The organism is Leyella stercorea, from assembly GCF_021531355.1.
Classification (GTDB): Bacteria; Bacteroidota; Bacteroidia; order Bacteroidales; family Bacteroidaceae; genus Prevotella.
In genome coordinates this window covers 41,095-54,909 of record NZ_JADYTS010000002.1, presented here as the reverse complement: position 1 = coordinate 54,909, position 13,815 = coordinate 41,095, and the positions used below count along the sequence as shown (strand labels likewise).

The following is a 13,815-nucleotide window of genomic DNA, read 5'->3' as shown; positions in this document are numbered from 1 at the left end:
TGTCAAAATAGGAGTTAGAGGAAGTTAAGAAGAAGTTAATCCATCTACGATGGATGGAAGTTAACAGACAAATGCTTTATTTTCAGCATTTTATACATATGTCCGCTAACTTCTGTTAACTTCGGGCGAAGCCCAAACTTCTTTTAACTTCTATTTTGACACACCCTCTTTTTTCCTTAATGTATCTACAACATCACAACACGTCAACTGAGACGTAGCTGTTCAACCCGAACTACTATTCCAGCGGCTCTGTCTTCAGCTCCACCACTCCACCCGTAGCTGGGTCGAGGATGATGTGCGATGTAAACTTCTTGCCGAACAAGGCACCATTGAGGCGCTCTACTGTGCCGAACTGTGCAGCATCGGTCTCGTAATAACCTAAGGGCTTGCCTTCGGCTGTAGCAAGAGTGAGACGGATGTGTCCAGGACGGGCTACGCTGAGATTGAATTCATCCTTAATCTTTGCTACTTCAGCAGGAGTTTCTGGCAACTCTTTAGACACGCCGGTGTCCTCAACATTAGCGTAAATAGGTTCGCCCGAGTAGTCGTCGGCAGCACAAAGTCCGAAGCTCTTAGAGAAGCGGAACACAACGGGACGCAAATTGTCCTTGGTGGGGACGAAGCTGATGACTGTAGCAGTAGTGTCGACAACGGTAGTGCCCTGGAAGAGCTGCATCAGTGCAGCCTCTTGAGTGGCAAGCTGGCTGTACATGAGGCGCAGCTGCTCGCCATCCTTCGGCATGAAGTCAGCCTCGCCACGCGACAGCAGCGAGCGCGAATCGCGTATGTCGTAAATCTCCTGAGCTACGAGCTGAGCCATCTTTGGCATATTGCCGGCTGAGAGAATGTCCTGACTCATATAGTCGCGCGGATTGAGCGGAGCCTTGCGTGGAGCTGCAACGAAAGCAGCGGGACCCTTGGCACGAGGTGCCTTGGTATTGATGGCAAGCAACGAACCGTCAGGAGCACAATCTACCGAGAACACGCTGCGCTTCTTGTCGATAGCCACCGTATACTGACGGTCGGCATCAGCACGACCCTCCGAACTGAACGACACGCCTACAATACGATAGGATGTTTGACGAGTGTTGACGCCTGCCTTACCGAAATACAACTGCGAGAAACCAGCAAGCTGTCCCGGCTCGGTGACTGTCTTCTCGACGAGCACCTGCATACGCACTGCTGTCTTGGGCAGCGAATACGACAAACCGTCAACAGGCTTGTCGCCACCAGCCATAGCCGACGTTGCGGCTAAGGCCGAGAGTAATAGTGTTGATAATATCTTCATATCTACTTGTATCTTGTTAACTTGTATCTTGTATACTCGTATCTTGTCAATACAATGCCTTGAAAGCATCGGGCAGCGCAACGATGATGTCGCTTGCCACGAGCGACTCCTTGCCTACACGCTGCGCGGCTATGTCGCCAGCCAGTCCGTGCAGATACATACCCACGACGCAGGCATTCTTGCGCGAATAGCCACGTGCCAGAAGTCCGGTGATGATGCCCGTAAGCACATCGCCGCTACCAGCTGTAGCCATGCCCGAATTGCCAGTGGTATTAAACATTACGCTTCCATCGGGCATGCACAATGCTGTATAATGGCCCTTGAGCATAATGTATGCTCGCAGATTCTCAGCCATGTCGCGTGCAACCGCCAGACGCTCACCCTCACTGTGGCTTGCTGTACCAGCCAAGCGGTCGAGCTCGCGCGGATGCGGAGTCATAATCATATTGTCGGGCAACTGGCTTATCCACATGCCGTGCGAGCCGAGCATGTTGAGGGCATCGGCATCAAGCACTACAGGACACTGCGTCTGCTGCAACTGCGACATCAACGCAAGTGCCGAACCTTCGTCGCGACCCAGTCCCGGACCTATTCCTACGGCGTTGTATTCCTCAGTTGATATAGCCTCAGAATAATAGTTCTCGCTGTCGGGATGAACTATCGCCTCTGGCACCGACATCTGCATTATGGCGTAGTTGCAACGCGGTGTAAGCGTAGTCACCTTGCCCACCCCACTGCGTATACATGCACGTGTGGCAAGTACAGCGGCACCAGCCATGCCTTCGCTTCCAGCTATGAGCAGCGCACTGCCCATCATGCCTTTATGGGCGAAGTCGTCACGATGAAGCATCATCTGGCGCACAAGGTCAGCCTCAACAGTAGAGTAGGCTGAGGGGATGCTCTTGATATATTCTTTCGACAGACGTATGTCAAGCACACGCACCACACCAAGATACTGCTGGCAGTCGGCAAAGAACATGACAAGCTTCTTCATTTGCAGGGTCAGCGTCACGTCGGCACGTACCACTGCCTTGTGCGATACGCCGATGTTATCCTCAGTCATAAGACCCGACGGAACGTCTATGCTCACAACACGTGCCGGCGACTGATTGATGTATTTCACAAGCGAAGCAAAGCCTCCCTCCAATGGTTTGTTAAGTCCAGAACCGAAGAGTCCGTCGATGATAAGTGTCTGTTCGGTGAGCTTGGGCGGATCGAAATTGGTTGACACCTCGGTGAAATGGTGTATCAAGCCATCGTTGATAAGACGGTCGCGATTCTTGGCACACTCGTCCGATAGATGTCCATGCACGTTAAACAGATAAACGTCAACAGTATAGCCTTTCTCGACAAGCATGCGCGACACAGCCAATGCGTCGCCGCCGTTGTTGCCGGGACCGGCAAACACCACAACGGGAGTGCCCTGAGGCCACTGCTGCTGGATGGCTGCAGTGATGGCACGCGCAGCACGCTCCATAAGGTCGATTGACGCTATGGGTTCATGCTCGATTGTGTACTTGTCGAGCTCGCGTATCTGCGCTCCAGTAAGTATCTTCATATCTATACAGTATTATTTTTACATTTTGTGATTGTGCAAAAATACAAAAATAAAAGGAAATAGTAGCCATAACAACAGGAAAATGGCCATAAAATGACGTATTATGAAACGTAAGGGCACAAAAAAAGGGGCTCCGCTGAGTCCCAACCTTTGTTAACCTTAAATCTAATACCATGAAAAACATTGCAAAGATACACTCATTTTACAATACCGCAAAATTTTCAATACATTTTTTTGTTAACGAGCACATTTTGAATGTATTTTATTGATTTGTATCAACGTATTTACAATATTTGTAGTATATTTGCAAAAAGAAAAAGCAAAACAATAAAATGACAAAAACAAACAGTTATATAAACAAACTGCTTAAGATTACACTAATTGGATGCCTTGCGATTATTGCCATTGCCATACAATCCTGTACATCAAAGCAAAGAAACGAAGGCACAGCATACGACAACAGCATGCGATGGCTCGATGACTCGATTGCGGCACTGGCTCCGTCGGCTCCGCAAGCTATCGAACATGGTATGCGCGAGGCTAACGACAGCATTACTTATTATGAATATAAACTGCGAATGGCTATGTACTACAGTCTGACCGACCACCCCGAACGCGCCGACACACTGATTAAAAATGTCAAAGCATTCGCGGCACGTCAGGATGATGGCTTTTACGCAGTAAACGGAACCTGTGCATCACCTCGACTCAACTCGCTTATGGCAGGTGCCAAGGCTTGTGAAGCAGCACGCGACATGAGCATACACCGCGACCCACGACATATTGTAGAACTATACAACAAGACATACAAGCTGTTGCTCAACAGCGACAGCAAGCACAACCTGCCAAAGACATGCGCCAACATGGCTGACGCTTACATGCTCTGCAACGATCTGCCCAACGCCGCAAAATGGTATCGACGTGCGCTTTTTCTCGTTGACTCGCTCGAATTGCCACAAAAGGAGAACATAACGCTGTACATGGGACTGGCGCAGATTTACGTTACGCTGCACAACTACGGCAAAGCCAAGTTCTACAACGACCAGACCGAACCTCACGTCAAGGAAATGTCGCCCTCGATGCAGGCTTATTATGTCAATAATCTGGGCAACTACTACTACTTCCAAGGCGACTACAAGAATGCGCTGCTTACCTTCATGCGCATGAAGAAGATGCTGGAAGAACACGGTATGGTGCGCACGTTCGACATGTATCTGTGCAAGCTCAATCAAGCTGACGTATACCTGAACCTTAACCTGCTGAACGAGGCTACCAAGATGCTTGACGAGGTAGAACCCTACTTCCACTCAAAAGGTGACAAAACATCCATCTATTACTGTTATACCATACGGTTCGGCATTGCCGTAAGGGCAGGCAAAATGGATGAAGCAAGACGAATAATGGTGAACAAGGCAGACGAGTCGCTGATACCATACTCACTGGTGAACATCCGCAACAAATACAAGCGCCAATACTACGAACTCACAGGCAACTACAGCAAGGCATATACATTGCTGCAAGAGTCAATAGAATATAACGACTCAATAGAGCATAACCTCTCGAACATGCGCTCGGCTGAAATCATGTCGCGATTCACCACCGACACATTACAGCTCCATCATGAACTGATACTGGAGCACAAGAACGCCGAAATACAACGCGTGAAGTTTACAAGCACCCTGGCTATTTCGGCAACTCTAACATTGGCGTTCATGCTAATAATGTGGTATCTGTATCTGCGCAAGCGACGATTTAAGGTACAACTGCGCATAATGAACCTCAAGCTCGACAACGTACGCAACCGCATCTCGCCCCACTTCATGTTCAATGTGCTAAACAACAGAATCATAAAATCGGACACCAAGGAGACCAACGAGCTTACCGAACTGGCACAACTGATTCGTGCCAACCTCGACATGTCGAGCACTTTGGGTGTAGAACTGCAAAAGGAACTGGAATTCGTGCAACAATACATTCGTGTAGAAAGCTATCTAATGGGCGACGACTTCCACTTCAACATAGACATTGCGCCCGATGTGGATGCCAGCAGCGTCAGGATTCCGTCAATGTTCATACAGATATTGACTGAAAACGCAATAAAACACGGCCTAAGAAATAAGGAGGGCGACAAGCGACTGTGTATCAACGTGACACGCGACAGCAACTGCACTGTTATAAAGGTGAGCGACAACGGCCCCGGATTCAACCCCAATGTGTTGCGACGTAAAACGGGAATGAACATCATTTCACAAACAATTGCCGTAATAAATGTAAGAAACAAAGACAAAATAAGATTCTCTATAAGGAATATCTATAGTGACGACAGCAAACAACCCAACGGATGCGAAGCCACACTCAGAGTGCCCGACGGAGTGAAAATAGAATGAGAAAACAATATACCAACATTAAAAAACAGACTGACATTATGAACATTATTATTGTTGACGACGACCGACAGGCTGCTGAGGTCTTGAAAAAGAAACTGACAGAATACCACGAGATGAACGTCGTGGGTATGGCACACGATGGAAAAGAAGGATTGCAACTGTTCAAAGAAGCGATGCCCGACCTGCTGTTTCTCGACATCGACATGCCCGATATTTCAGGCATTGACTTTCTGGAACGCGTCGAATCGCGTCCCGGCAACCGCTGCCGCGTAATAATGTATACTGCACACAGCCGATATATGCTATCGGCGTTTCGCAACAAGGCTTTCGACTATCTGATGAAACCTATCAACGACGCAGAGCTACGCACCATCATCCGCCGTGTGTGCTTGGACAACAACGAACAACAGCACATACAGTCTGCCGCAAGCACTCCTATCGCTCCGACAATAATCGGCGACGGTATATCACGACGCAATGACGGCAAATACATTGTATATACAAATGCTGTAGACTTCCGCCTGGTAGACATAAACGACGTAGGATTATTTGCCTACAACAGCGACTTGCGCGTGTGGGAATTGACACTGGCAGGCGAGAAAGAAACAATAAAACTGAAACGTAGTGTCAATAGCGATACGCTTCTGACTCTCAACGACACACTTGTGCGTGTGAGTCAGAAGCATATCATCAATATAAGTTATCTGATGGAAGTAACCGACAATACGTGCCACTTCTATCCGCCTTTCAACAAACTTCAAAACGTGAAGGTGGGACGATTCTTCCGCAAGAAACTTATTGACCGTTTCAGCAGTTTATAATCCTTCACTTAAGTATTGGGGTCACTCTGAAGCGGCGACTCGGTTATTATACAAGAGCTATACCGTTGTCGGTGATATTTATCAGTCGGCGGCGGTATAGGTCGCCTACGGCACGCTTGTACACCTTCTTGCTCACCTGAAAGCGACGCTTTATGTCCTCAGCATCGCTGCGGTCGCCGAGGTCGCACACACCGCCATTGTCCTTAAGATATTGCAGCAGGGTCTCTGAGAAGTCGAGTGTCTGCTGACGACCTGTGGGCTGAAGCGTTACGTCTATCTTGCCGTCGGGACGCACCGTGTTGATATATCCCTTTACACGGTCGCCGGTGTGCAGATAGCTGAACACCTGGTCTTCGTAAACGAGTCCAGGATAGCAGTTGTCGATTATCACTTTGAATCCCATTTCGGTCTTCTGCCACACCAGCAGGTCCACCTCCTGACCGTGGTTGTAGAAGGGATGGCGCTCGGCAAAATAACGCTCCACCTTGGCAGAAGCCACAATGCGGTAGCTCTCCTCGTCGATATGCACATGCACGATGTAGCTCTCGCCCTTCTGCATGCGCTTCTTCTGCTCGCGGAACGGACAGAAGAGGTCTTTCATCAGTCCCCAGTTGAGGAATGCGCCATACTCATTGACCCACGAAACCTCCAAATAAGCGAAGTCGCCTACTTTGCATAGCGGATGCTCGGTAGTGGCAACAGGGCGCTCCTCCTGATCGAGATAGACAAACACTTCAAGTTCGTCGCCAGGTTTTGTACCCTCAGGCACATATCGCTTGGGCAATAATATCTCGCCCTCATTGCCGCCGTCGAGGTACAATCCAAAGTCCACCTCCTTCACAACGGTCATCTTATTGTAATCGCCAAGTTTTATCATAAAGTCCTTTTTTTGTTAATCATTAAACGGTTGCGCTGTCTTCAATGTCTTCAGCGCCCTTTATCACTCCGTCCTCAATGTGTATGGTACGGTCGGTGATGCTTGCCAGATGCTCGTCGTGTGTCACGATGACGAAGGTTTGACCGAAGCGGTCGCGCAGGTCGAAGAACAGCTGGTGGAGTTCGGCCTTGTTCTTTGAGTCAAGCGAGCCCGACGGTTCGTCAGCGAAGACTACAGCGGGATTGTTGACAAGAGCTCGTGCCACTGCCACACGCTGCTTCTCGCCACCCGACAGTTCGGCAGGCTTGTGCGAGGCGCGGTCGGCAAGTCCCATGAACTCAAGCAGTTCCATGGCGCGCTGCTTAGCCTCCGACTGACTCTTGCCACCAATGAAGGCAGGTATCATCACGTTCTCAAGAGCTGTGAACTCGGGCAAAAGCTGATGAAACTGAAACACAAATCCTATATGACGGTTGCGGAAATCGCTCAACTTCTTTGTAGACAGACTGCGCACATCTACCCCATCGACAACTATCTCGCCGCTGTCGGGGCTGTCGAGCGTACCCATTATCTGCAACAATGTCGTCTTGCCGGCACCACTCGGGCCGACGATGCTCACCACCTCTCCCTTGTTGATGTGGAGGTCGATGCCCTTAAGCACCTGAAGCGAGCCGAAACTCTTGGTTATTTCTTTAATGTCAATCATGTTGAATTTTGAATTTTGAGTTTTGAATGTTGAATTGTTCTCGGCTACGCCTGCGATTTTGAATTATTCAATTTTGAATTTTGAGTTTTGAATTATTCTATTTCCAATTACAACTTCTTCTTAATCCATTTGCCAATGGTCTCGTATGCACTCTGATCCTCGGTGTGCTGCGGCTGGGCAAACGTCATCTCGTCCATAGCATCGCCGTGCTGGTCGGGGAATATAATCATGATGTTGGTGCCCGAGAAGTGGCGTGTTATCTCGTCGGGCAGGAACTCCAGTGCGTTCTTGTACGACACGGTGCCCTTGCGCGCGGTGACTACCACAAACAGATTGTCGGGCGATATCGAAGCCGCCAGATTAGGCATCTCCGCCCAGTGCGCCATCTTCGTGTACGACACACGCATGTCGTGGTGACGGCTGAGCACATAGTTCTCTATCAGCGGCAGCACATCCTCACGACCGAAGAACTCGGTGTGGCACTCAAGATTAGAACCAAGTCGGCACAGACGCTCAAGCCAGCGGTAGAAGCCCGGCTCAAACTGTGCTCGCGAAGGCACTGCCACCTGTATGCGGCGTATCGTAGTGAGGGGCTGGGTGAGTCGCGCCATGATAATCTGACTGTTGAGTCCGTTGAACAGACTCTGATGGAACTCGCCCCAGAACTTCTGCGACACCTCAGGGTGCATGTGCATACCGATGAGAATCTCAGTGGCACGGAATTCCTTGTAGGCATGGCGTATGCCGTTGGCTATGTTGGCAGCCACACGCACCTGGGTCTGCATGTGTATGTCGGTGGCAGCCGAATACTGTGCCATGCGCTCCAGCAATCGCTGTCCTTGCTCCTGATTGCGCAGCATATCATCGTCGTCGTACACCACGTTGAGTCCTACAAACTGTGTATTGTTCTTAGGATTGCGCATCATCATGGCAAGATTTACCAGACGCTGGGCATATTCGGGATACTTCATTGGTATGAGCACCTTCTCCTCACTGTTGGACGCTGTGCTGTCTTCAGGCATCTCCTTGTCGCGCAGCGTTATCTGCTGGGCAGAACGCTCGGTGACTATGGTGGAGATGATGCACGTGAAGAGTATCATTATTACCACACCGTTGAGCATATCGTCGGTGACGAGCGGAACGCCTGGCGCCACCTCCATCTTCATTCCAACCATCAGCATGGCAATGGCGCCGGCTGCGTGGGCTGACGTGAGGCCGAACATCATATTGCCCGACGACAGGGGCAGACGAAACAGCCAACTGGCGAGATAGGCGGCTACAGCCTTGCCCACCGTTCCGAACACTACAATCATTATCACTACGCCCAATATACCGCCTCCGGCAAAGAGCAGCTGGAGATTGATGAGCATGCCCACTCCTATAAGGAAGTAAGGAATGAAGAGCGCATTGCCTATAAACTCAATGCGATTCATCAATGGCGACACGTGTGGTATGAAGCGGTTGAGAATGAGTCCGGCAACGAAGGCTCCGAAGATGCCCTCCAGTCCTACTGCCTCACTAAGGGCGGCACTCATAAAGAGCATAGACATGACGAAGATGAACTGCATCACGGCATCGCTATAACGACGCAGAAACCATCGCGCCAAGCGTGGGATGAGCAGCGCCATCAGAACGCAATAGCCGACAAACTTGCCCACAAACAACAACCAGAACATCACGCCGGTATTGCCGCCGTACGATGCCACGATAGCTGCCAGCGACACAAGAGCCATCAACAGCGATATCATCGACGAGCCTACCGACAGCGTGACACTGGGCTTGCGCTGCAATCCGTAGCGTCCCACGATGGGATAGGCTATCAACGTGTTGGAAGCCATGATACATCCCAACAACAGCGAGGCAAGCACTGAATAGTGCAGCACCGTGATGCACGCCACGTATGTCATGACCGACGGCACGGCAAAGGTGAGCAGTCCGAACACGCCGAAACGCCCCTTGTTGCGCCTTACACCCTCGATGTCCATCTCAAGCGACGCAAGGAACATGATATAGTAGAGTCCCACCTTGCCAAACAGCTCGAACGAGTCGTCGCGCACCAGTATGTTAAGACCATACTGCCCCACTGCCACTCCTGCCAACACCATTCCGATGATGTGCGGAATGCGAAGCTTGCCCATCACAATCGGGGCAAAAAGGATTATGAGCATCACCACAAAGAAGATGAGGGTGGGGTCGGTTATTGGGAAACAACTGGCTATATCGGTCATATCGGCTTGTGTTTGAGTTTATATCATGGGGTGCTTTTGTTTTTAATACTGTAATTATATCTCTTGCAAAGTTACGGAAAATCCATCTAAAACATTTATAAAGCACATTAAACTTGACGTATGGACATTAAAAAAGCGGACAAGTATAAAACTTGTCCGCTTTGTCGGTGTGGGCGTTGACGGATTCGAACCGCCGACCCTCTGCTTGTAAGGCAGATGCTCTAAACCAGCTGAGCTAAACGCCCGATTGCTTTATCCATTGCTCTTAGCAGTATTGCTTAGTTCTTTAAAGCGAGTGCAAAGGTATAGCATTTTTCTGAAACCTCCAAATGTTTTTCCAACTTTTTTCAAGAAAAATGAAAAAAAAATGAAGAATAGAGATTTTTTAAGGATAAAAGCGGGTGAAAACAGTGTAAAATTCCCCAAATTCCACAATAATTATATAAAAGGGGCGTTATACGAATGTGTTTAAACGCGTACATATATATATAATAGCCACAATGGCGCTTACGCTTGTCTCCCAACGGAGCCATGCGCAGTACGACGTGGCATTCAGTCATTACTTCGATATGGAACCGTCGTTCAATGCTGCCTCGGTTGGCAAGCAGTCGAAACTGAACGTATCGGCGGCTTACGCAATGGACTTTGCCGGATTCAAGCACAACCCTCGCACAATGTACGTCGGAGCGGATATGCCTCTGTATTTCCTCAAAACGTATCACGGCGTGGGACTGCAGTTCATGAACGACAAAATCGGACTGTTCACCCATCAGCGACTCGCCATGCAGTACGCCTTCCGCCTGAAGATGTTCGGCGGACAACTGGCGGCTGGCATCTCTGCCGGATTGCTGAGCGAAACGTTCGACGGAACCAAGGTGGACCTTGAGGACACAAGCGACCCAGCTTTCTCCTCGTCGAAACTCGACGGCAACTCGATTGACCTCGGTGCGGCGCTATACTATACTCACAAAAACTGGTATGCCGGACTGTCGGTGCAGCACCTAAACTCACCACTAATCAATTTGGGCGACAAGAATGAATTGCAGGTAGATGCCACATATTATCTCACGGGTGGATGCGACATACGATTGCGCAACCCGTTTGTAACAATCAAGCCCTCATTGCTCGTCCGCACCGACGGAACAGCATGGCGCGGCGACATCACAGGGCGTGTGGTTTACACCAACGACCGCAAGATGATGTACGGAGGCATAGGCTACTCGCCTACCAACTCGGTGACCTTCCTCGTAGGCGGACGTGTTCACGGCGTTGTTCTGGGCTACTCGTACGAGATGTATACATCGGGCGTAAATCCCGGCAACGGCAGCCACGAACTGTACGTGGGCTATCAGGTAGACCTCAACCTCAGTAAGAAAGGACGCAACCTGCATAAGAGCGTAAGGACGCTGTAGGAATGTTGAATGTTGAGTTTTGAATTTTGAATTGGTCGGCTTCGCCGATTAGGAATTGTTCAATTTTGAATTTGCAAAGTCCCAGTAACGCCCACCAAGGCTCAAAAAAAAGGCTCAGTAAGGCCCAGCAATGCCCAGTAAGGCTTAAAAAGGCTCAGTAAAAAAGATTAATAACACAATATAGATGAATACAAGAAAAAGCATATTGTTTACGGGCGTCATGGTGTTCACCATGATACTCAGCGGTTGCTTCGGCGGCAAGATGGCTGCGTCGGGCGGTCGCGGAGGCGAAGTTGTAGGCATAAGTGGCCGCAGCTTTGCCGAACCTACACCGTACGGCATGGTGAAGGTGCCACGCGGATATCTGCACATGGGCATCGACGCCCAGGACTCGCTGTGGGGCAAACAGACACCGGTGAAGGACATTTCGGTAGACGGATTTTGGATGGACGAGACCGAAGTGACCAACTCTAAGTATAAGCAGTTTATCACTTGGGTACGCGACAGCATCATACGCACACGACTTGCCGACCCGCAGTATGGCGGCGACGAGACATACATGATTACTGAAGACCGCTACGGCGAACCCGTCACTCCACACCTCAACTGGAAGAAGCCCCTGCCACGCAAACCCAACGAGGATGAGCTGCGCGCCATTGAGAGCGTGTACACCCATAACCCTATCACGGGTGAGAAGATGCTCGACTATCGTCAGCTTAACTATCGCTACGAAGTGTACGACTATACTGCGGCTGCTCTGCGTCGCAACCGTCTGCGCCCTGAAGAGCGTGTGCTCAACACCGACATTCAGGTTGACCCGAACGAGGTGGTGATGATTTCGAAGGACACGGCTTACATCGACGACGAGGGCAGAGTGGTGCGCGAGACTATCAACCGAGAACTCAGCGGACCGTGGGACTTCCTCAATACATATATCGTAAACGTATATCCCGACACCACCTGTTGGGTCAACGACTTCCAGAACGCCGACAACGAGACCTATCTGCGCAACTACTTCTCTAATCCTGCCTATAACGACTATCCCGTTGTTGGCGTGACATGGGAGCAGGCCAACGCATTCTGCGCATGGCGCACAGAATATCTGCTGAAGGGTCTGGGTCCAGAGGCTCGCTACGTGCAGCGCTATCGTCTGCCTACCGAGGCTGAATGGGAGTATGCTGCTCGCGGAAAGTCGGGCTCTGAATTCCCGTGGGAAGACAAGAGCGTGAAGAGCGGCGACGGATGCTTCTTTGCCAACTTCAAGCCCGACCGCGGCAACTATACCAAGGACGGCAACCTCATCACTTCGAAAGTGGGCATATATCAGGCCAACAGCAACGGACTATTCGATATGGCAGGCAACGTGGCTGAATGGACAAGCACCATATACACCGAGGCTGGCGTAGAGGCAATGAACGACCTCAACCCTACCCTCGTATACAACGCTGCCAAGGAAGACCCCTACAGACTGAAGAAGAAGAGCGTGCGCGGCGGTTCGTGGAAAGACCCGGAGTCGTTCATACGCTCGGCATGGCGCACTTGGGAATATCAGAACCAACCGCGCAGCTATATCGGATTCAGATGTGTGCGCAGCCTTGCCACAACGTCAAGCGCCAAGGAGAAGGTGAAGGGTAAAAAAGTAAAAAGGTAAAAGAGTAAAAGGGATAGTTTAATAATAACTTAAGGCTATGACAGTTTACAGCAAATACAATATCGTGTATCATCTGCAGAAGTGGATGGACAGCGTTCCCGGACAGACATTCCTCAACTATGCCTATAGCTGGGGCGCATCAATCGTTATTCTCGGTACCCTATTCAAACTGACTCACCTGCCGGGTGCCAACATAATGATGTTCTTGGGTATGGGCACTGAGGTTATCGTGTTCTTTCTTTCGGCATTCGACCGCCCGTTTGACAAGACTCAAGACGGACGCGAACTGCCTACCCACTACGACATGGAGGCGGAAGAGTATGGCGGAGAACATACCGCACAGCAAGCCCCGGCTGCTGACGGACATATTATAATAGGTGGAACACAAGGCGCTACTCCGGCAGCAGCTACTACAACTGCAGCTACAGCAAACGGAACAGCTGTGGCTGGTGGCACAGTAATAATAGGCGCTGCTCCAGCATCTGATATGGGCACTACTCCCGAGATGGCATCGCAGTTGGCAGATGCCCAGACTGGTTATCTCGAAGAGCTGAAGCGCCTCACCGAAACTCTGCAGAAGGTATCCGAGCAGAGCGTACGTCTCACTCGCGACAGCGAAGAGATGGAGAACCTCAACCGCACTCTCACCGGCATTTGCAAGGTTTACGAAATGCAGCTCAAGGGCGCAAGCAAGCAGATTGGCACTATCGACGAGATAAACGAGCAGAGCCGACGCATGGCACAAAACATCGAACAGCTCAACAGCATCTATGCACGCATGATTGAAGCTATGACAGTGAACATGCAGTTGAAGGTAAAAGAGTAAAAAGGTAAACCCCCAAATTGCCACTGGCTGCAATTCAAAATTGAATAATTCAAAATCGCAG

General features: G+C 50.1%; 10 protein-coding genes and 1 tRNA gene. 5 read left to right on the top strand and 6 right to left on the bottom strand.

The window, feature by feature from the left end; genetic code table 11:
• Positions 1 to 235 precede the first annotated feature (235 nt).
• Together I6E38_RS00985 and I6E38_RS00980 are read right to left on the bottom strand one after the other, a co-directional pair.
• Positions 236 to 1,288: a DUF4831 family protein gene (locus I6E38_RS00985; protein ID WP_235392228.1), complete on the bottom strand. Its 1,053-nt coding sequence runs from the start codon at positions 1,286 to 1,288 to the stop codon at positions 236 to 238.
• 46 nt (positions 1,289 to 1,334) lie between these two features.
• The gene (locus tag I6E38_RS00980) at positions 1,335 to 2,846 is read right to left on the bottom strand and encodes an NAD(P)H-hydrate dehydratase (protein WP_235392227.1); all 1,512 of its coding nucleotides are present in this window, start codon (positions 2,844 to 2,846) and stop codon (positions 1,335 to 1,337) included.
• A 332-nt stretch (positions 2,847 to 3,178) separates the two neighbouring features.
• Here I6E38_RS00980 and I6E38_RS00975 point away from each other — a divergent pair, with 332 nt between their 5' ends.
• Both I6E38_RS00975 and I6E38_RS00970 read left to right on the top strand, forming a co-directional pair.
• The gene (locus I6E38_RS00975) at positions 3,179 to 5,233 is read left to right on the top strand and encodes a histidine kinase (protein ID WP_235392226.1); all 2,055 of its coding nucleotides are present in this window, start codon (positions 3,179 to 3,181) and stop codon (positions 5,231 to 5,233) included.
• A 38-nt stretch (positions 5,234 to 5,271) separates the two neighbouring features.
• A complete protein-coding gene (locus I6E38_RS00970; RefSeq protein WP_235392225.1) occupies positions 5,272 to 6,054 on the top strand; it encodes a LytR/AlgR family response regulator transcription factor in 783 nt (260 codons plus the stop codon).
• A 46-nt stretch (positions 6,055 to 6,100) separates the two neighbouring features.
• Here the strand turns inward: I6E38_RS00970 and I6E38_RS00965 are convergent, their stop codons facing one another.
• The 4 genes from I6E38_RS00965 to I6E38_RS00950 all read right to left on the bottom strand — a co-directional run bounded on the left by I6E38_RS00965 (position 6,101) and on the right by I6E38_RS00950 (position 10,110).
• A complete protein-coding gene (locus I6E38_RS00965) occupies positions 6,101 to 6,931 on the bottom strand; it encodes a CvfB family protein (protein ID WP_235392224.1) in 831 nt (276 codons plus the stop codon).
• Between the two features lie 22 nt (positions 6,932 to 6,953).
• Positions 6,954 to 7,637: an ABC transporter ATP-binding protein gene (locus I6E38_RS00960; RefSeq protein WP_235392223.1), complete on the bottom strand. Its 684-nt coding sequence runs from the start codon at positions 7,635 to 7,637 to the stop codon at positions 6,954 to 6,956.
• A gap of 107 nt (positions 7,638 to 7,744) precedes the next feature.
• Positions 7,745 to 9,865: a cation:proton antiporter gene (locus I6E38_RS00955; RefSeq protein ID WP_235392222.1), complete on the bottom strand. Its 2,121-nt coding sequence runs from the start codon at positions 9,863 to 9,865 to the stop codon at positions 7,745 to 7,747.
• A gap of 170 nt (positions 9,866 to 10,035) precedes the next feature.
• Positions 10,036 to 10,110: transfer RNA gene (locus I6E38_RS00950), tRNA-Val, on the bottom strand.
• Between the two features lie 219 nt (positions 10,111 to 10,329).
• On the opposite strand from I6E38_RS00950, the gene I6E38_RS00945 reads away from it, so the two are divergent.
• The 3 genes from I6E38_RS00945 (at position 10,330) to porL (ending at position 13,754) form a co-directional block, all read left to right on the top strand.
• Entirely contained in the window at positions 10,330 to 11,277 is a 948-nt protein-coding gene (locus I6E38_RS00945; RefSeq protein ID WP_293585768.1) for a PorP/SprF family type IX secretion system membrane protein, read from the top strand.
• A gap of 184 nt (positions 11,278 to 11,461) precedes the next feature.
• Positions 11,462 to 12,928 carry a T9SS ring complex lipoprotein PorK/GldK gene (porK, locus tag I6E38_RS00940; RefSeq protein ID WP_235392221.1) on the top strand — a complete coding sequence of 489 codons (1,467 nt, stop codon included), beginning with the start codon at positions 11,462 to 11,464 and terminating at the stop codon, positions 12,926 to 12,928.
• Positions 12,929 to 12,965: 37 nt separating this feature from the next.
• Positions 12,966 to 13,754: a type IX secretion system motor protein PorL/GldL gene (porL, locus tag I6E38_RS00935; RefSeq protein WP_235392220.1), complete on the top strand. Its 789-nt coding sequence runs from the start codon at positions 12,966 to 12,968 to the stop codon at positions 13,752 to 13,754.
• Positions 13,755 to 13,815: the final 61 nt, after the last annotated feature.

Excerpts from the sequence above, each read along its gene's own strand:
- I6E38_RS00985 (WP_235392228.1), bottom strand. The coding sequence starts at position 1,288 with ATGAAGATATTATCAACACTATTACTCTCGGCCTTAGCCGCAACGTCG.
- I6E38_RS00980 (WP_235392227.1), bottom strand. The coding sequence starts at position 2,846 with ATGAAGATACTTACTGGAGCGCAGATACGCGAGCTCGACAAGTACACA.
- I6E38_RS00975 (WP_235392226.1), top strand. The coding sequence starts at position 3,179 with ATGACAAAAACAAACAGTTATATAAACAAACTGCTTAAGATTACACTA.
- I6E38_RS00970 (WP_235392225.1), top strand. The coding sequence starts at position 5,272 with ATGAACATTATTATTGTTGACGACGACCGACAGGCTGCTGAGGTCTTG.
- I6E38_RS00965 (WP_235392224.1), bottom strand. The coding sequence starts at position 6,931 with ATGATAAAACTTGGCGATTACAATAAGATGACCGTTGTGAAGGAGGTG.
- I6E38_RS00960 (WP_235392223.1), bottom strand. The coding sequence starts at position 7,637 with ATGATTGACATTAAAGAAATAACCAAGAGTTTCGGCTCGCTTCAGGTG.
- I6E38_RS00955 (WP_235392222.1), bottom strand. The coding sequence starts at position 9,865 with ATGACCGATATAGCCAGTTGTTTCCCAATAACCGACCCCACCCTCATC.
- porK (WP_235392221.1), top strand. The coding sequence starts at position 11,462 with ATGAATACAAGAAAAAGCATATTGTTTACGGGCGTCATGGTGTTCACC.
- porL (WP_235392220.1), top strand. The coding sequence starts at position 12,966 with ATGACAGTTTACAGCAAATACAATATCGTGTATCATCTGCAGAAGTGG.